At 63.7% G+C, this 15,728-nt stretch carries 17 protein-coding genes and 1 tRNA gene; 6 read left to right on the plus strand and 12 right to left on the minus strand.

Going from position 1 to position 15,728, the window contains the following annotated elements:
* Nucleotides 1-25 precede the first annotated feature (25 nt).
* Both ubiB and ubiE read right to left on the minus strand, forming a co-directional pair.
* Nucleotides 26-1,600: a 2-polyprenylphenol 6-hydroxylase gene (gene ubiB, locus X739_RS157555; protein ID WP_023781201.1), complete on the minus strand. Its 1,575-nt coding sequence runs from the start codon at nt 1,598-1,600 to the stop codon at nt 26-28.
* 70 nt (nt 1,601-1,670) lie between these two features.
* Entirely contained in the window at nt 1,671-2,447 is a 777-nt protein-coding gene (gene ubiE / locus X739_RS157550; protein WP_023781202.1) for a bifunctional demethylmenaquinone methyltransferase/2-methoxy-6-polyprenyl-1,4-benzoquinol methylase UbiE, read from the minus strand.
* A 133-nt stretch (nt 2,448-2,580) separates the two neighbouring features.
* Between ubiE and X739_RS157545 the strand changes: the two genes are divergently transcribed.
* From X739_RS157545 to X739_RS157535, 3 genes are all read left to right on the plus strand, one after another.
* The gene (locus tag X739_RS157545; protein ID WP_023781203.1) at nt 2,581-3,555 is read left to right on the plus strand and encodes an adenosine deaminase; all 975 of its coding nucleotides are present in this window, start codon (nt 2,581-2,583) and stop codon (nt 3,553-3,555) included.
* A 148-nt stretch (nt 3,556-3,703) separates the two neighbouring features.
* Nucleotides 3,704-4,333, plus strand: a complete 630-nt coding sequence (upp, locus tag X739_RS157540; RefSeq protein WP_015315749.1) for a uracil phosphoribosyltransferase — start codon at nt 3,704-3,706, stop codon at nt 4,331-4,333.
* Nucleotides 4,334-4,453: 120 nt separating this feature from the next.
* Nucleotides 4,454-5,017 (plus strand): TIGR02281 family clan AA aspartic protease, encoded by a 564-nt coding sequence (locus X739_RS157535; protein ID WP_023793785.1) that lies wholly within the window; start codon nt 4,454-4,456, stop codon nt 5,015-5,017.
* A 6-nt stretch (nt 5,018-5,023) separates the two neighbouring features.
* Here X739_RS157535 and deoA read toward each other — a convergent pair whose 3' ends face one another.
* The 6 genes from deoA to X739_RS157505 form a co-directional block, all read right to left on the minus strand.
* Nucleotides 5,024-6,343, minus strand: coding sequence for a thymidine phosphorylase (gene deoA / locus X739_RS157530; RefSeq protein WP_023781205.1), 1,320 nt, complete (start codon nt 6,341-6,343; stop codon nt 5,024-5,026).
* Entirely contained in the window at nt 6,343-7,152 is an 810-nt protein-coding gene (locus X739_RS157525) for a purine-nucleoside phosphorylase (protein ID WP_023781206.1), read from the minus strand. Before X739_RS157525 ends, deoA begins: the two co-directional genes overlap by 1 nt.
* A gap of 13 nt (nt 7,153-7,165) precedes the next feature.
* Nucleotides 7,166-7,558, minus strand: a complete 393-nt coding sequence (gene cdd / locus X739_RS157520) for a cytidine deaminase (protein ID WP_023781207.1) — start codon at nt 7,556-7,558, stop codon at nt 7,166-7,168.
* A gap of 65 nt (nt 7,559-7,623) precedes the next feature.
* Nucleotides 7,624-8,595, minus strand: a complete 972-nt coding sequence (locus X739_RS157515) for an ABC transporter permease (RefSeq protein ID WP_023770582.1) — start codon at nt 8,593-8,595, stop codon at nt 7,624-7,626.
* Nucleotide 8,596: 1 nt separating this feature from the next.
* On the minus strand, nt 8,597-9,736 hold the full coding sequence (locus tag X739_RS157510; RefSeq protein WP_023781208.1) for an ABC transporter permease: 1,140 nt from the start codon (nt 9,734-9,736) through the stop codon (nt 8,597-8,599).
* Nucleotides 9,733-11,265 carry an ABC transporter ATP-binding protein gene (locus X739_RS157505; RefSeq protein ID WP_023793790.1) on the minus strand — a complete coding sequence of 511 codons (1,533 nt, stop codon included), beginning with the start codon at nt 11,263-11,265 and terminating at the stop codon, nt 9,733-9,735. The genes X739_RS157510 and X739_RS157505 overlap by 4 nt, the downstream gene beginning before the upstream one ends.
* Nucleotides 11,266-11,481: 216 nt before the next feature.
* On the opposite strand from X739_RS157505, the gene X739_RS157500 reads away from it, so the two are divergent.
* Together X739_RS157500 and X739_RS157495 are read left to right on the plus strand one after the other, a co-directional pair.
* Nucleotides 11,482-11,688 carry a SlyX family protein gene (locus X739_RS157500; RefSeq protein ID WP_198026135.1) on the plus strand — a complete coding sequence of 69 codons (207 nt, stop codon included), beginning with the start codon at nt 11,482-11,484 and terminating at the stop codon, nt 11,686-11,688.
* A 22-nt stretch (nt 11,689-11,710) separates the two neighbouring features.
* Nucleotides 11,711-12,109, plus strand: a complete 399-nt coding sequence (locus X739_RS157495; protein ID WP_023770580.1) for a hypothetical protein — start codon at nt 11,711-11,713, stop codon at nt 12,107-12,109.
* Here the strand turns inward: X739_RS157495 and X739_RS157490 are convergent.
* The 4 genes from X739_RS157490 to X739_RS01000000165895 form a co-directional block, all read right to left on the minus strand.
* Complete coding sequence (locus tag X739_RS157490; protein WP_023781211.1) at nt 12,088-12,564, minus strand: GNAT family N-acetyltransferase; 477 nt, start codon at nt 12,562-12,564, stop codon at nt 12,088-12,090. The genes X739_RS157495 and X739_RS157490 overlap by 22 nt on opposite strands.
* A 101-nt stretch (nt 12,565-12,665) precedes the next feature.
* The gene (locus X739_RS157485; protein ID WP_023770579.1) at nt 12,666-13,655 is read right to left on the minus strand and encodes a BMP family ABC transporter substrate-binding protein; all 990 of its coding nucleotides are present in this window, start codon (nt 13,653-13,655) and stop codon (nt 12,666-12,668) included.
* Nucleotides 13,656-13,900: 245 nt separating this feature from the next.
* Nucleotides 13,901-14,224: a hypothetical protein gene (locus X739_RS157480; protein ID WP_023781212.1), complete on the minus strand. Its 324-nt coding sequence runs from the start codon at nt 14,222-14,224 to the stop codon at nt 13,901-13,903.
* 132 nt (nt 14,225-14,356) lie between these two features.
* Nucleotides 14,357-15,091, minus strand: coding sequence for a DUF2569 domain-containing protein (locus X739_RS01000000165895; protein ID WP_245273797.1), 735 nt, complete (start codon nt 15,089-15,091; stop codon nt 14,357-14,359).
* 370 nt (nt 15,092-15,461) lie between these two features.
* Between X739_RS01000000165895 and X739_RS157475 the strand changes: the two genes are divergently transcribed.
* Nucleotides 15,462-15,551 (plus strand) — tRNA-Ser (locus X739_RS157475).
* The last annotated feature ends 177 nt before the right edge of the window (nt 15,552-15,728 follow it).

The following is a 15,728-nucleotide window of genomic DNA, read 5'->3' on the forward strand; positions in this document are numbered from 1 at the left end:
CCAGCTGGCTTGCCGGAATACGGGCCTAGTGAAGCGTCCAGGCAATGTAGACCAGCGTCAGCGCGATCACCCATAAGGCGACACGGCCGGAACGGCTGTAGCGCGCTTCGGCCTTACCTATGGCGCGGGCGGTCGCCTCATCGAAGCGCAGGCCGTGCTCGGCCATCAGGTCGATCTCTCGCGACAGCCGTTCCGTACGGGCCGCGAGTTCCGGCGCCTGGCGGATCAGCGCCAGCATCGCCTTGCCGCCGTCGCGCGCGTCGGCCAGCAAGCCGCGCGGCCCGAGGTTCCCGGCGATCCAGCCGCCGACCACCGGTTCGGCGGTCTTCCACATGTTGAAAGCCGGATCCAGCGTGCGCGCCACGCCCTCGACAACCACCATGGTCTTCTGCAACAGGATCAATTCCGGCCGTGTCGCCATGTCGAAGAGTTCGGTCACCTCGAACAGCAGCGTCAGAAGCTTGGCCATCGAAATGGTTTCGGCGGGCTGGCCGTGGATCGGCTCGCCGATGGCACGGATCGCCTGGGCGAAGGCAGAGACATTGTGCTGGCGCGGGACATAGCCGGCCTCGAAATGCACCTCGGCGACGCGCAGATAGTCGCGTGTAATGAAGCCGTAGAGGATCTCGGCGAGGAAGCGGCGCTCCTTCTTGCCGAGGCGCCCGGCAATGCCGAGATCGACGGCGACGATGGTGCCGTTCGCCTCGACGAACAGATTGCCCGGATGCATGTCGGCGTGGAAGAAGCCGTCGCGCAGCGTATGGCGCAGGAAAGACTGGATGAGGTTGGTGGCGATTGCCTTAAGGTCATGGCCGGCGCTTTGCAGGCCGGCGATGTCGTTCATCTTGACGCCGTCCACCCATTCCATGGTCAGCACGTCGCGGCCGGTGCGTTCCCAGTCCACCGAAGGCACGCGGAAGCCAGGGTCTTCCCTGGTGCTTTGGCCTAGTTCCGAGAGCGCGGCCGCCTCGAGGCGCAGGTCCATCTCGATCCTGGTGGTCTGCGCCAGCGTCTCGGTCACCTCGACCGGCCTCAGCCGGCGCGACGACGGTATGTATTTCTCTTGCAGGCGGGCGGCGAGGAAATAGCTTTCGAGGTCCTGAAAGAAGCGGCGTCGCACGCCCGGCCGGATGACCTTGACCGCTACCTTCCTGACGACACCACCATCGAGGGTTTCAGCGGCATGGACCTGAGCGATGGAAGCCGCGGCGACCGGGTCGCCGAATTGCTTGTAAAGATCGCCGAGTTTGCGCCCGAGCGAGGCTTCGATGGCGGCGACCGCTTCGGCCGTCGGGAAGGTGTGCATCTTGTCCTGCAGCATGGCGAGATCGAGCGCCATGTCGTTGCCGACGACATCGGGCCGCGTGGCCAGGAACTGACCAAGCTTGACGTAGGATGGGCCGAGCCGGACCACCGCCTTGGCCAGCCGATCGCTGCGCTGATAGGCGAGCGCGCGGCGGCGGGTGAACAGCCGAGCCAGCCGCCAGCCGAATTTCGGCAGCCCGGACAGTTCCTCGCCGGGCAAGGCGGCAACGACGCCCTCGCGCACCAGCACCCAACCGGCCCGTACGAGCCGGAACCCCGCGCTGACGGTGCTCATGGCCGCATCCGCCCTACCGGTTCATCGAACTGGCGCAAGGCTCGTCGCGTGAGGAAGATCGGCGACGGCTTCAAAGCTTCCAGCCCGAATGCAGGGCCGCTATGCCGCCGGAATAGTTGCGGAAGGAAACGCGGCCGAAGCCGGCCCGAGAAATCATCGCCGCGAAGTTTTGCTGATTGGGGAATTTCGCGATCGATTCGACCAGATAGGAATAGGGCTCGCCGTCCCCGGTGACCAACTTGCCGATCCTGGGGATGGCATTGAACGACCAGGCTTCGTAGACCTTGTCGAGCAGCGGCATCTCGACCTCGGAGAACTCCAGGCACAGGAGACGACCCCCGGGCTTCAGCACGCGGAACGCCTCGCCCAGGGCCACGTCGATATGCGGGACATTGCGAATGCCGAAGGCGATGGTGTAGGCGTCGAAGTTGGCGTCAGGGAAGGGCAGTTCCTCGGCGTTGGCCTCGACGAAATCGGTGTTGGCGGACAAACCCTTCTTATCGGCCCTGTCGCGGCCGACGGCGAGCATCGAGCCGTTGATGTCGAGCACGGTGGCATGGGCATGGCCATGGCTGGCATCGACGATGCGGAAAGCGATGTCGCCGGTACCGCCGGCAACATCGAGCACGCGCCAGCCCGCGCGCTTGGGCGGATTGAGCCAGGCGACCATGGCATCCTTCCACAGCCGGTGCAGGCCGACAGACATCAGGTCGTTCATCAGGTCGTAGCGGTTGGCGACCTTGTGGAAAACATCGTTGACCAGGGATTGCTTCTCGCCTTCCCCTACACGCTTGAAACCATAGGAGGTTTCCATGCCGCCGGCGGCCGTGGTTCTCTCAACTGACATTTTTTTGATCCGTCATAAAACCGGCGGGACCATAGCCGATCGATGATGCGGGCGCTATTGTTTAAGGCGCGGTGTTCAGCCGCGCTTCCAGGTGGTGGGTTTCAAGACCTGGACTGACCGACGGGATGATTGAATGCCTCTGAAAGCGGAACTGCACTGCCACATCGAAGGGGCAGCGGCGCCCGATCTCGTCATCCGCCAGGCGCAGAAGTACGACAAGGACACTTCGCCTTATATCCAGAACGGTTCCTTCGTCTGGCACGATTTCACCTCCTTTCTCGCAGCCTATGATTTCTCCGCCGACCTGTTCCGGACCGAGGAGGATTATGCGCGGCTGGCCGACCACTATCTGACCAGCCTGGCCCGCGATGGAGCCATCTACTCCGAGGTGTTCACCTCGCCGGACCACGCGGCGAAAGCCGGGCTGTCACCCAAGGCCTACACCGATGCGCTCGGCGAAGGCATGCTGCGCGCCAAGGCAAAAACCGGCATCGAGGGGCGCATGATCGTCACCGGCGTGCGCCATGTCGGTGTCGAGTCGATCGAGCGTGCGGCACGCTTCGCGGCGCGTTGCGGCCACCCGCTGGTCACCGGGTTCGGCGTCGCCGGCGATGAGCGCGTGGGCGAGATGGAGGACTATGTCAGGGCTTTCGAGATCGCGCGCGAGGCCGGGCTCGGCATCACCGTTCATGCCGGCGAACTGACGGGCTGGGAAACCGTCCAGGCGGCACTCGACCATATCCGCCCGTCGCGCATCGGCCATGGCGTGCGCGCCATCGAAAACACCGACCTTGTCCGGCGTATCGCCGACGAGGGTGTCGTGCTGGAATGCTGCCCCGGCTCCAATATCGCGCTCAAGGTGTTCGACAGTTTCGCCGATCATCCCTTTCCCGCCCTGCAGGCGGCCGGCTGCAAGATGACACTCAACTCCGACGACCCGCCCTATTTCTGGACCTCGCTGAAGCGCGAATACGATATCGCCGCCGAACATTTCTCGATGAGCGAAAAGGCGCTTGCCGCTGTCACCAGAACAGCCATCGAAGCCGCCTTCGTCGACAGGAAGACCAAGACAGCGCTTCTCGCCCGGCTGAACGGCGCGACACGCTGATTTCTTCCGACAAAGCTGTGGTCGGTGCGGGCCAAGCGGTTCCTTGGCCGGTCCATTGTCGCTAGGGTTCGCCCAAGCAGCTTGAAGCGCGGCATATCCGAAAGGATCCATGCGCGCGGTCTCGGGCGACACGCATCAGGAGAACATCATGAAGGGCGTCACCGTCGTCGATCATCCGCTTGTCCAGCACAAGCTGACCATCATGCGCAAGAAGGAAACCTCGACGGCCGGCTTCCGGCGGTTGCTGCGTGAGATATCGCTGCTGCTCGGCTATGAGGTCACCCGCAACCTCGAACTGACAACGACAACCATCGAAACGCCTATGGAGACGATGGAGGCTCCGACGCTGGAGGGCAAGAAGCTGGTCTTCGCCTCGGTGCTGCGCGCCGGCAACGGCTTGCTCGAAGGTTTGCTCGACTTGGTGCCGGCGGCCCGCGTCGCCCATGTCGGCCTCTACCGCGATCACGAAACGCTGGAGGCCGTCGAGTATTTCTTCAAGGCGCCGAGCGACCTCGCCGATCGGCTGGTCATCGTCGTCGACCCGATGCTGGCGACAGCCAATTCGGCGATCGCGGCGATCGACAAGTTGAAAGAGCGCGGCGCCACCAACATCCGCTTCCTGTGCCTGCTGGCGGCGCCCGAAGGCATCGAGCGCTTTACCAAGGCGCATCCGGATGTTCCGGTCTTTACCGCGTCCATCGACCGCCAGCTCAACGAGAAGGGCTACATCATGCCCGGCCTTGGCGATGCCGGCGACCGCATGTACGGGACGAAGTAATACCGAACAATGTGCTTGGTGTTTTTTACCAGGCGTTTACGCAAAGGCGGGGTTCCGGCGCGCGTTAAAGCGGCAAACACCATCCGGCGCTAATGATCAGCTCTTCACAAAGGCCGATCCATGCTGCGCAAGCTTCTCATTCTCAGCGTCTTTGCCGGTGCGTCGGCATCGATCCCGGTCGTTTACCAGTCGAATCCGCGAATATTCGAAAACCTGCTGAAATCGGCGGTGACGGCCAAGCCAGCGGCCGAGACGCAACCGGATGTCAGCCTGGCTTCCGTTCCCGACAAGCCGGTAGCGCCGCTGCCGACCGGCCGGAAGGTCGTGGTCGCGGCGGACGGGCGCGGACACTTCTCGTCGACCTTCAAGCTCAACGGCCGTCAAGTCGACGGCATGATCGACACCGGTGCGACGCTGGTCGCGGTCAATATGTCGACGGCACGTCGGATCGGACTGTCGCTCAATCCCTCCGATTTCAGCCACGAGGTCAACACCGCCAACGGCACCATCAAGGCAGCCGTGGTGACGATCGATCGCCTGCAGATCGGCAGCATCAGCGTCGAGGGTGTGCAGGCGATCGTGCTCGACGACAGGGCACTGCGCACCAACCTGATCGGCATGAGCTTCCTCAACAGGCTCGGCAAATACCAGGCTGAGAACGGCACATTGCTGCTGGTTCAGTAGGTCCACTCAGCCACGCGGCAGAATCCGCCGGATGACCGACTTGTCGGCGGCCGGCTTCGAAGCACCGATCGCATAGGCTGAGAGCACGGTCGCGGCTGCCGTCTCGGCATCGCACGGTGAGCGGGCGTGGATCAGCGCCAGGGCATCTCCGACGTGTACTTCCGCGCCTATGGGCAGCAGCCTGGTGATGCCGACCGAGGAGTCGATCTTGTCGTCGGGCCGGGTGCGGCCACCGCCTAGGCCGACGACCGCAAGACCGATGTCGCGGGTGGCGATGCCAGTGACGAAACCCTCTGACGTCGCCTTCACCGCGATTTCCGTTTCTGCTTCCGACAGATATTTCTCCGGCTTCTCGATGAAATCAATGGGGCCGCCAAGCACCGTCACCATGCGCGCGAAGGTGGCGGCGGCGCGACCGCTGGCGAGCGTCTCGGTGGCGCGGCGCATGCCGTCCTGGTTCGACGATACCAGTCCCGCCGACTGCAGCATTTCGGCGGCCAGCGCCAGCGTCACCTCCTCCAGCCGCCGGTCGCGCAGGCGGCCGGTCAGGAAATCGACGGCATTGCGCACCTCGACGGCATTGCCGGCGGCGGAGGCAAGCGGTTCGTTCATGCCGGTGATCAGCGCCGAGACTTTCAGTCCGGCGCCGCTGGCGACCTCGACGAGGCTATTGGCAAGCGCGGTCGCATCCCGGGACTTCTCCATGAACGCGCCATTGCCGACCTTGACGTCGAGCACCAGAGATTGCAGACCCGCCGCGAGCTTCTTCGACAGGATCGATGCGGTGATCAGCGGCACGGACTCCACGGTTCCGGTCACGTCGCGGATGGCGTAGAGCCGGCGATCGGCAGGGGCCAGGTCGGCGGTCTGGCCGATGATGGCGCAGCCGGTTTCCAGCACGGCTTTGCGGAACAGCGCGATGTCGGGTTGGCTGATGTAGCCGGGGATGGCATCCATCTTGTCCAGCGTGCCGCCGGTATGGCCGAGGCCGCGGCCCGAGATCATCGGCACATAGGCACCGCAGGCGGCAACGATCGGCGCCAGCATCAGCGAGACATTGTCGCCGACACCGCCCGTGGAATGTTTGTCGGTGACAGGGCCTGGCAAATCCGACCAGTCGAGCACGTCGCCGGAATCGCGCATGGCCAGCGTCATCGCCACCGCCTCGTCGCGGTTCATGCCGTTGAAGAACACCGCCATGGCGAAGGCCGCGACCTGGCCGTCGGTTACGGTACCAGACGTCACGCCGTCGATGAAGGCGGCGATCTCGTGAGGCGCCAGCCTGTGGCCGTCGCGCTTGTGACGGATGATTTCCTGTGGAAGCATCAGCTCTCCAGCAGCCCGTCACGGAACACGCGCTGCAGCACCGTTGCCAGCCGCGATCCGCCAACCGGCGCCATGTCCTTGGTTTCCTGGTGCGAAAGCTCGGCTCCGGTCATGCCGGCGGCCAAATTGGTGATGACCGAGCAGGCGGCGACGCGCAGGCCGAGGAAACGCGCGAGAATGACTTCCGGCACGGTCGACATGCCGACGGCGTTGGCGCCCATGATGCGCGCCATGCGGATTTCGGCCGGTGTCTCGAAACAGGGGCCCGAGAACCACATGTAGACGCCCTTGTGCAGCGCTGTGCCGGTCGCCTTCGCCGCGCCTTCGATCGCCTCGCGGATGCCGGCATCATAAGCTTCGGTCAGGCCGACGAAACGGCGGTCGCTGGGCTCGCCGATCAGCGGATTGGTGCCGGAGAAGTTGATATGATCTGTGAGCAGCATCACCGAACCCGGCGGCATATCCGGATCGACCGAGCCGGCTGCGTTGGTGAGGATCAGTTTCGTGACGCCGATGCCGGCGAGCACCTCCAGCACCGGCCGCATCGCCGCGGCGTCCCCATGCTCGTAATAGTGGGCACGGCCGGACAGCATGAGCACCGGAACGCCGGCAAACAGGCCGGCGACCACTTGGCCGGCGTGGCCGCTGACACCGCTCCTGGGAAAGCCGGGCAGGTCGGCATAGGAGACGCGGATCGGATTCTCGATCCGGTCGACCAAGCCGCCCAAGCCGGAACCCAACACCAGAGCGGTCGACGGCGCCAGGCCGTCCAGCCTTTCGATAAGGTGGTCGACCGTTTTTTGCGTCATATCAGCCAACTCTTCATTTCAAGATGTCGCCGCGGAAGCCATAGGGCAGCATGTCGCCCATCGTGACCGTTTCTGCGACGCCCGCAGCGTCGCAGAGATAGAGCTTCGTTTCCGGGCGGCAGAATTCGGCCAGCCGCTGGCGGCAGCCGCCGCAAGGCGAGCATTTGGCCATGCGTTCGGCAAGGACGGCGATTTCAACGATCTTGCCGCCGCCGCCCATGATGTAATGGCCAAGCGCGGTGGTCTCGGCGCACCAGCCTTCCGGATAAGAGGCGACCTCGATATTGGCGCCGGTGAAGACGCGTCCGTCCTCGGTGCGTAGGGCGGCGCCCACCGGGAACTTGGAATAGGGCGCATAGGCCTTGGCCATGGCTGCCTTGGCCGCTTCGAACAGATCATGCGACATTCAGGTATTCTCTCCGACGATCATGTCCAAAACCCGGCGCTTCGTCCGCGCCGAACTGTCGAGCGTTAGCGTTCCTTGACATAGGGCACGCCGCCGGCGCGCGGCGGGATGGCCTTGCCGATGAAGCCGGCAAGCAGGATCACGGTGAGGATATAGGGCAGGGCCTGCATGAACTGCACCGACACCTTGCCGACAATGGGCAGCGGTGTTCCCTGCAGGCGGATCGACGCCGCGTCGAGGAAGCCGAACAGCAGGCAGGCGAACATGGCGTTGACCGGCTTCCATTTGGCGAAGATCAGCGCGGCCAGCGCGATGTAGCCCTTGCCCGCCGTCATGTCTTTCACGAAGCCGCCATTCTGCACCATCGAAAGATAGGCCCCTGCGAATCCGGTCAGGATGCCCGTGCAGATCAGCGCGCGATAGCGCAGCCAGGCGACCGAGATGCCGGCGGTGTCGACCGCGGCCGGATTCTCGCCGACCGCGCGCAGCCTGAGCCCAAAGCGCGTGCGAAACAGCACCCACCAGGTGAACGGCACCATCGCAAAGGCGAAATAGACGAGGATCGAATGGCCGGAGATCAGTTCGGCATAGATCGGACCGATGATCGGCACGCCCCTGATTGCATCGGCGCCGGGCCAGATGATCGCCTCGAATCGTTCGCCCGGTTGTAGCGCCGGCGTGCGGCCACCCTGCTGGAACCAAGCCTGGCCGAGAATGATGGTCGATCCGGCGGCGACGAAGTTGATCGCAACGCCCGAAACGATCTGGTTGCCGCGATGGGTGATCGAGGCAAAGCCGTGCACCAAAGCGAAGGCGACTGAGATCAGGATCGCCATGCCGAGGCCGATAAGCGCGGAATGGAACACCGAAGCCGCGGCAGCACCCGCGAAGGCGCCGACCAGCATCTTGCCTTCGAGGCCGATGTCGAAAATGCCGGCCCGCTCCGAATAGAGGCCGGCGAGGCAGGCAAGCAGCAGCGGCACCGACAGGCGGATGGTAGAGTCCAGCACCTGGATGACCGCGTTGAAGATATCCATCTCAGGCGCCCTTCCCGTTGACGGCCTGCATGCCCACCGACTTCGGGCTGAACGAGGCGAACAGAGCCTGGATATAGGGCCGGAACATATGCTCCAGCGCGCCGGCGAAGAGGATGACCAATCCTTGAATGATGACGATCATGTCGCGGCTGATTGCCGGCATCTCGAAGGCGAGTTCGGCGCCGCCCTGGTAAAGCATGCCGAACAGGATCGCCGCCAGCACGATGCCGACCGGATGCAGGCGGCCCATCAGCGCCACGGCGATACCGACGAACCCGGCGCCCGAAACGAAGTCGATCGCGACATTGTGCTGGTCGCCCATCACCGGGTTGAGCGCCATCATGCCGGCCAGAGCGCCCGAAATCATCATCGCAGTGATGATGATGCGGGTTTCCGAAATGCCGGCATAGCGGGCCGCTTTCGGGCTGTGGCCATAGGTGCGCATCTCGTAGCCGAGCTTGGTGCGCCAGATCAGCAGCCACACCAGGAAAGCCATCACCAGCGCCAGCAGGAAGCAGATGTTGAGCGGGGCCGATCGGATCTTGGCGCCGAACAATTCGATGATCCAGTTGAGTTTCGGCAACTCCGCGCCGGCGAGGAAGTTGCGCGTCTGCGGCGCCTGCGACCCTGCCGGCTTCAGCGGACCGACCAGCAGGTAGACCATGATCGAGGCGGCGATGAAGTTGAACATGATCGTCGTGATGACGATGTGCGAGCCGCGCTTGGCCTGCAGGTAGGCGGGGATCAACGCCCACAATGCGCCCACGAGTGCGGAGGCCACGATCGCCAGCGGAAAAGTCAGCCACCAGGGCAGTGTGCTGTCGAGGGAAAGGCAGACGATGGCGATGCCGAGGCCGGCGATGTAGGCCTGTCCCTCGGTGCCGATGTTGAACAGTCCGCAATGCGCCGCCACAGCCACCGAAAGCCCGGTGAATATGAACGTCGTGGCATAGAAGAGGGTAAAGGCGATGCCTGTGCCCTTGCCGAAGGCGCCTTCGACCAGGATGACGGCGGCGCGGAATGGGTTTTCGCCGACCAGCATGACGACGAAGCCAGCGACGATGAAGGCGACCGACAGGTTGATCAGCGGGATCAGCCCGTAGTCGGCCCAGGCAGGCAATTTGGCGTAAGGCGTGCTCATTGCGCCGCCTCCTGATGCTCGACACCGGCCATCAGCAGGCCGAGCTCGCCTTCGGTCGCGTCGGGGCCGCGCTCGCCGACGACCCTTCCGGCAAACATCACCAGAATGCGGTCGGAAAGCGAGCGGATCTCGTCTAGCTCGACCGAGACCACCAGCACCGCCTTGCCCTGGTCGCGCATGGCGATCAGGCGCTTGTGGATGAACTCGATGGCGCCGACGTCGACGCCCCGCGTCGGCTGTCCGACGATCAGCACGCCGGGGTCCTGTTCGATTTCACGCGCGAGCACGATCTTCTGCTGGTTGCCGCCGGAAAAATTGGCCGTCTTCAGGCGCGGATTGCCGGGACGAATGTCGTATTTCTCGATCTTGTCCCTGGCGTCGGCCATGATTGCATCGATGTTGAGGAACGGTCCTCTGAGGTAACGGGGATCGTCGTGGTAGCCGAGGATGGAATTCTCGTTCTCCTCGAAGGCCAGCACCAGCCCGACATGGTGGCGGTCTTCCGGTACGTGGGCGAGGCCACGGTCGCGCAATTCGCCGGGATCGGCCTTGCCGGTGAGATCGATCGGCTTGCCGTCGAGCGTCACGGAACCGGAAACGGCGTGCCTGATGCCGGAAATCGCCTCAAGCAACTCGGATTGCCCGTTGCCGGCGACGCCGGCGATGCCGACGATCTCGCCGGCTCTGATATCGAAGGAGACGTCGTCGACCATGGTGACGCCGCGCGAATCCCTGACCGTCAGGTTCTTGACCGCGAGCTTGACGGCACCGGCCTCGGCCTCGCCCTTTTCGACCCTCAAGAGGACACGCCGCCCGACCATCAGTTCGGCCAGTTCCTCGACCGTGGTTTTCCTGGTCTCCCGGGTCGCCACCATCGTGCCCTGACGCATCACCGACACGGTGTCGGTGATGGCCATGATCTCGCGCAGCTTGTGGGTGATCAGCACCACCGTCTTTCCCTGTTCCTTCAACTGCCTGAGGATGCGGAACAGGTGGTCGGCCTCGGCCGGCGTCAAAACGCCCGTCGGCTCGTCGAGGATCAGGATTTCGGCACCGCGATAAAGCGCCTTCAGGATTTCCACGCGCTGCTGCAGGCCGACCGGCAGTTCTTCGATGATCGCATCGGGATCGACTTCCAGCCCGTATTCTCGCTCAAGCCGGTCCAGCTCGGAGCGCGCTTTGGCAATGCTGCTCTTCAGCAGCGCATCGGTTTCGGCGCCGAGGATGATGTTCTCCAGCACCGAGAAATTGTCGACCAGCATGAAATGCTGGTGCACCATGCCGATGCCGAGCGCGATCGCGTCGTTGGGTGTCTTGATCGATGCCGGCTTGGCGCCGACGCGGATCTCGCCGCTGTCGGCCTGGTAGAAGCCATAGAGGATCGACATCAGCGTCGACTTGCCGGCGCCGTTTTCGCCGACGATGCCATGGATGGTGCCGCGCGCGATCTCCAGATTGATGTCGCGGTTGGCGCGCACCGCGCCGAAATTCTTGTTGATGCCGATCAGTTCGATTGCGGCTTGCGCCATGCAGCCTGTCCCACTCTTATTTTTTTATCGCTTGGTCAAAACGCCTAGCATGGCGCTCCGCTTATGCCAATTGTCCGGAGCAGCATCCACTCTCGACAAATCCCCGCACGCTTGTCAATTTCGAACGTGGCCGAAGCTCTCACATTCGCTACTATGACGAGGTCGATTTGACGTTGCGGCGCAAGGTGTCGCGGTACAAACTGGGGACTTTGCATGATCATGCCCGCCGACCGGCTGACGACGCTGGAAATCCGCGCCGCCGAGCAGGAGAAGACCATCGAGGAACTGTCGGGCCAGATCGCCGAGCAGTGGAAGGTGATCGAACGCATGCAGCGCAAGCTCGATGCGCTGACCGACCGCTTCCTGGCGCTTGAAGAGCAGTCGGCACAGGATGTGCCGGTGACCAAGCCGCCACACTGGTGAGGAGAGGGGGAGGGCACGGATCATGGCCGGTGAGAGCGATCGTATCGCAAGGGCCGGCGACTATGTGCTGGGCCTGATGAACGATGCCGACCGCGAGCGGGCCGAGCGCGATCTCGAGATCGACCCTGCGTTCCGCGACGCGGTGGTGCAGCTGGCCGAACGCATGCATGTCTTCGATCGGGCCGAACAGCCAGCCGGCGTCAATCATTGGGAACTGGTTACGCAGCGCCTCGCCGAAATGCCGCAGATGCGAGGCGTTGGCCTGGGCGGCAACGATGCCAAGTCGCCGACAGTAATCCGAAACCCGTCCCGACAGCCGTACGGCGTCGGCGTGCATTCGCTCGGCGGTAGGCATGGACTTGTCGTCATGGCCGGGCTGATTGCGGCCTTCGCGCTCGGCTATCTCCTGGGCACATTGTGATCGAGCCGGCGCGACATCAACATCATCGTTTCGCCGTCCTGCTCGCACACCTCGATCGCGTCCCAGCCGAGCGCCGCGTAAAACCCGCGCGCTTGCCAGGTGTAGAGGTAGAGCGTCTCGACCCCGGCTGACGCCGCATGCGCTTCGATCGCCTTGACCAGCGCGGTGCCGGTTCCCTTGCCCCGATGGCCGGCATCGACGACAAGCCCGGCCAACCACGGTGTCAGATCATGCGCCGGTTCCAGTTCATGGCGGACCAGCAGGCAGGTGCCTACCGGCACATCGTTCACACGGGCAACCAAAGCCTTTTCAACGCCGTCGCTGGTGAGCAGGTTGCGAAGCCCTGCCGCATCCTCTTCCAGCGTCCTTCCCGTCCCCTCGAAGAAGGCGGCAATCCGCAGTCGCGCGACGACTTCGATGTCATGCCCGCGCATGGGTTCGATCGTTGGCTGCATTCGTCGCTCCATGCCATCCGCGAGTTTCGTTCGATCGGCAAAAGCAAAACCGCCGGGCTTTCGCCCAGCGGTTGCGGATCATGGCCGTATGGCGCCGCGGATCAATAGGGGCAGGCGTTGTCGGCTGTGTAGTCGTGCACCTTGACCGTGCCGGCGATGATGTCGGCCTTGGCTTTTTCGACGGCCGCCTTCATTTCGTCGGTCACCAGTGCCTTGTTGTTGTCGTCCATGGCGTAGTCGACGCCGCCTTCCTTGAGGCCCAGATTCTCGACGCCACCCTTGAAGGTGCCGTTCTTGCCATCCATGAAGGCGGTGTAGACGGCAACGTCCACGCGCTTCAGCATCGAGGTCAGCACCTTGCCGGGCTGCAGTCCGTTCTGGTTGGAGTCGACGCCGATGCCGAGCTTGCCGGCATCCGCCGCCGCCTGCAGCACACCGACGCCGGTGCCGCCGGCGGCCGCGTAAACCACGTCGGCTCCCTGGTCGATCTGCGTCTTGGCGATCTCGCCACCCTTGGCTGGATCGTTCCACGCCGCCGGCGTATCGCCAGTCATGTTCTGGATGACGTCGGTCGCGCCAGCGGACTTGGCGCCGCCGACATAGCCGCATTCGAACTTGCGGATCAGCGGGATGTCCATGCCGCCGACGAAGGCAACCTTCTTCGACTTCGACGCCATCGCGGCCATGATGCCGACGAGATAGGAGCCTTCATTCTCCTTGAACACCAGCGAGCGGACATTGGGCAGGTCGACCGCATCGTCGATGATGGCGAAGTTGAGGTCCGGGTATTCGGCCGCGATCTTCTTCAGCGCATCCTCCCAGGCAAAGCCGGCCATGACGATCGGGTTGTGGCCGTCCTCGGCGAAGCGGCGCAGCGCCTGCTCGCGCTGCGAGGCGTTGGATACTTCGAACTCGACATAGGCGACGCCGGTCTCGGTCTTGAATTTTTCGGCGCCATGGTAGGCAGCCTCATTGAAGGATTTGTCGAACTTGCCGCCCAGATCATAGAGGATGGCCGGCTGGACATCCGCGGCGAATGCCGGAAGAACCATTGCGGTTGCGGCCAGGAGGCCGAGAACGATACGTTTCATGTGATCCACACCCTGTCGGTTATTTTTTCCGTTACACACCGCCTGCCTGCCCGGTTCTCCGGCAAGCAAACGACGTTAGCCAGGAGTGCATTCCCCTCCCGCTCCCGGGCAATCTGGCACGGCCCGAAACAAAATTCACGCGGAATTTTGACCTTTTGGAAAAGCGTACCATGGGCAAGCCCCGCCGCGATCCGATCTTGCGTGCAAGCTTTCAACAGCCGGCCGGAATGGTGCGGGAGATGGGTTCAGTTGGTGGCGAACTGTCCCGTGCGCCGCTGCCGCCGATAACCGATGGCGTACAGCAGGAAGGCCAGCACCGCGAAGACGGCAAAGCCCGGCTGGTTGAGCCCCCAGGCGATGACTGTGTCCCACAGCAGCGGACCGGCCTTGCCGCGGACGAAGGTTTCGAAGGCGGCCCGCGTGTCCGGCGAGACGGCCAGCCAACTGGCGTTGAGCGGGGTCAGCACAAGGGCCGAAGCCGCCACCGTGCGCGTCGTGTCGAGCACCGCCATGATGACGGAAACCGACAGCGCGACCATGGCCGCAAGACGAAAGACGAAGCGAAACATCAAGGCTCTCCCCCGGTTCACCCTGGACGCCGACCAGAAGACCACCGGCACATATCCGAAACAGACATAGAATGCGTGCGGTTCGGCTGCAATCGCGATACGCGAATTTGAAGGCCGGCGCTTTCTGAGCTCCTATGCGACCGGCTGGCGCCTGGGGCGGTGAACGAGCCAGACGGCAAGAATGCCTCCGGCAATGGCGCCGACCACCAGCCCGGCCAGTCCGATGAAGGCGGCAAAGTAGCCGCAGCCGCCCTCGAAGCAGCTGACCTCGGCGACATCGGCGATCACCGAGCCAGCCAGGAAACCGCCAACGGCGCCGATGACCGCGCCCAGGACGATGCCGAGCAAGGCAGCCACGATGGAAACGAAGACCGACGGCGCTTCGGCGCGCGGCCTGGCATAGACGCCCTCGGCGCCGGAGCCACGGCGCAGCAGATAGATGCAGAGCAGGCCGATGGCGATTTCGGCGCCGCCGATAAGCAGGCTCCTGGCGGAAAAGACGAAATCGGGCACGGCGAGCACATAGCCCTGCCTGGCCAGCACCCAGGCGATGGTCGCCACCTGCCAGATGATGAACTGGCGCGGGAAGCGCGCCGAGCGGCCAAAGGCAAGGCCGAGCAAATAAAGCCCCCACAGGATGGTGATGATGTCGACGGCAAGCCCGCCCAGGAGGAAATAGAAGATCCTGTCCGCCAGGCCGGAATTGCCGGTCAGCCACCAGGCGGAGGCCAGGCCGTAGACCGACCACGCCATGACGAAGATGAGCCAGCCCGCCGGCACGTAGGAAAGCCCGCTGTCCGGCCGCCCGGTTGGCGCCTGCCCACTAACCGGCATGCCACCGCCCGGTTGTTCATTGCCTGATGTCATGCCCAGACGATGCCCCTCGCAAAGCCTCCGTTCCACTCGACAGGTGGCCCGCGACGAAGTCAAGCGCGCCCGGCCTTGCGGGCTCGTCTGTGCACATTATTCGGGGCGTCGGCACCTTGAACCGGATGCCGCGGCGGCCTCACGAAGCGTTGTGTGGCCGGCAAAGCGAATAGACTGTCGTTATGGCTTGGCATTCGGCGCGGGATCGACTAGATGAGCCCCGCGCCTGTTGCTTTGACGGCTCAGGTGCCGGGAGAGGTGTCCGCTGGTTGGCGGCACCCATAGCGCGGAAATCGCTACCGCTCCCTGAAGGGACCGCATTGTCCCCAACCCGCGCGGCGAAACCGGCCGTCGCGAAAAATGCAAGGACGGAGAGGTGGCCGAGTGGTTGAAGGCGCACGCCTGGAAAGTGTGTTTACGGGAGACCGTAACGCGGGTTCGAATCCCGCTCTCTCCGCCACACCCCATTGATTTCATTATATCATTTTAGATTTCGCGGAGCGTACCCGCCAAAATGCCCATCAATTGGAGCGGCATTGATTGTTTCGGGTTGCTACAGAATGAGACAGCCGGTCTGGGCGCAAGCTCATATGATAGAGCAGTAGTCTTGAAATTATTGGTCGGGAGTTCAGTCCCT

The organism is Mesorhizobium sp. LNHC209A00 (genome assembly GCF_000502915.1).
Classification (GTDB): Bacteria; Pseudomonadota; Alphaproteobacteria; order Rhizobiales; family Rhizobiaceae; genus Mesorhizobium.

Excerpts from the sequence above, each read along its gene's own strand:
- X739_RS157495 (WP_023770580.1), top strand. The coding sequence starts at position 11,711 with ATGGCCGGTGAGAGCGATCGTATCGCAAGGGCCGGCGACTATGTGCTG.
- deoA (WP_023781205.1), bottom strand. The coding sequence starts at position 6,343 with ATGCTTCCACAGGAAATCATCCGTCACAAGCGCGACGGCCACAGGCTG.
- X739_RS157545 (WP_023781203.1), top strand. The coding sequence starts at position 2,581 with ATGCCTCTGAAAGCGGAACTGCACTGCCACATCGAAGGGGCAGCGGCG.
- cdd (WP_023781207.1), bottom strand. The coding sequence starts at position 7,558 with ATGTCGCATGATCTGTTCGAAGCGGCCAAGGCAGCCATGGCCAAGGCC.
- X739_RS01000000165895 (WP_245273797.1), bottom strand. The coding sequence starts at position 15,091 with ATGACATCAGGCAATGAACAACCGGGCGGTGGCATGCCGGTTAGTGGG.
- X739_RS157515 (WP_023770582.1), bottom strand. The coding sequence starts at position 8,595 with ATGGATATCTTCAACGCGGTCATCCAGGTGCTGGACTCTACCATCCGC.
- ubiE (WP_023781202.1), bottom strand. The coding sequence starts at position 2,447 with ATGTCAGTTGAGAGAACCACGGCCGCCGGCGGCATGGAAACCTCCTAT.
- X739_RS157490 (WP_023781211.1), bottom strand. The coding sequence starts at position 12,564 with ATGCAGCCAACGATCGAACCCATGCGCGGGCATGACATCGAAGTCGTC.
- X739_RS157510 (WP_023781208.1), bottom strand. The coding sequence starts at position 9,736 with ATGAGCACGCCTTACGCCAAATTGCCTGCCTGGGCCGACTACGGGCTG.
- X739_RS157505 (WP_023793790.1), bottom strand. The coding sequence starts at position 11,265 with ATGGCGCAAGCCGCAATCGAACTGATCGGCATCAACAAGAATTTCGGC.
- ubiB (WP_023781201.1), bottom strand. The coding sequence starts at position 1,600 with ATGAGCACCGTCAGCGCGGGGTTCCGGCTCGTACGGGCCGGTTGGGTG.
- X739_RS157480 (WP_023781212.1), bottom strand. The coding sequence starts at position 14,224 with ATGTTTCGCTTCGTCTTTCGTCTTGCGGCCATGGTCGCGCTGTCGGTT.
- X739_RS157485 (WP_023770579.1), bottom strand. The coding sequence starts at position 13,655 with ATGAAACGTATCGTTCTCGGCCTCCTGGCCGCAACCGCAATGGTTCTT.
- X739_RS157525 (WP_023781206.1), bottom strand. The coding sequence starts at position 7,152 with ATGACGCAAAAAACGGTCGACCACCTTATCGAAAGGCTGGACGGCCTG.
- upp (WP_015315749.1), top strand. The coding sequence starts at position 3,704 with ATGAAGGGCGTCACCGTCGTCGATCATCCGCTTGTCCAGCACAAGCTG.
- X739_RS157535 (WP_023793785.1), top strand. The coding sequence starts at position 4,454 with ATGCTGCGCAAGCTTCTCATTCTCAGCGTCTTTGCCGGTGCGTCGGCA.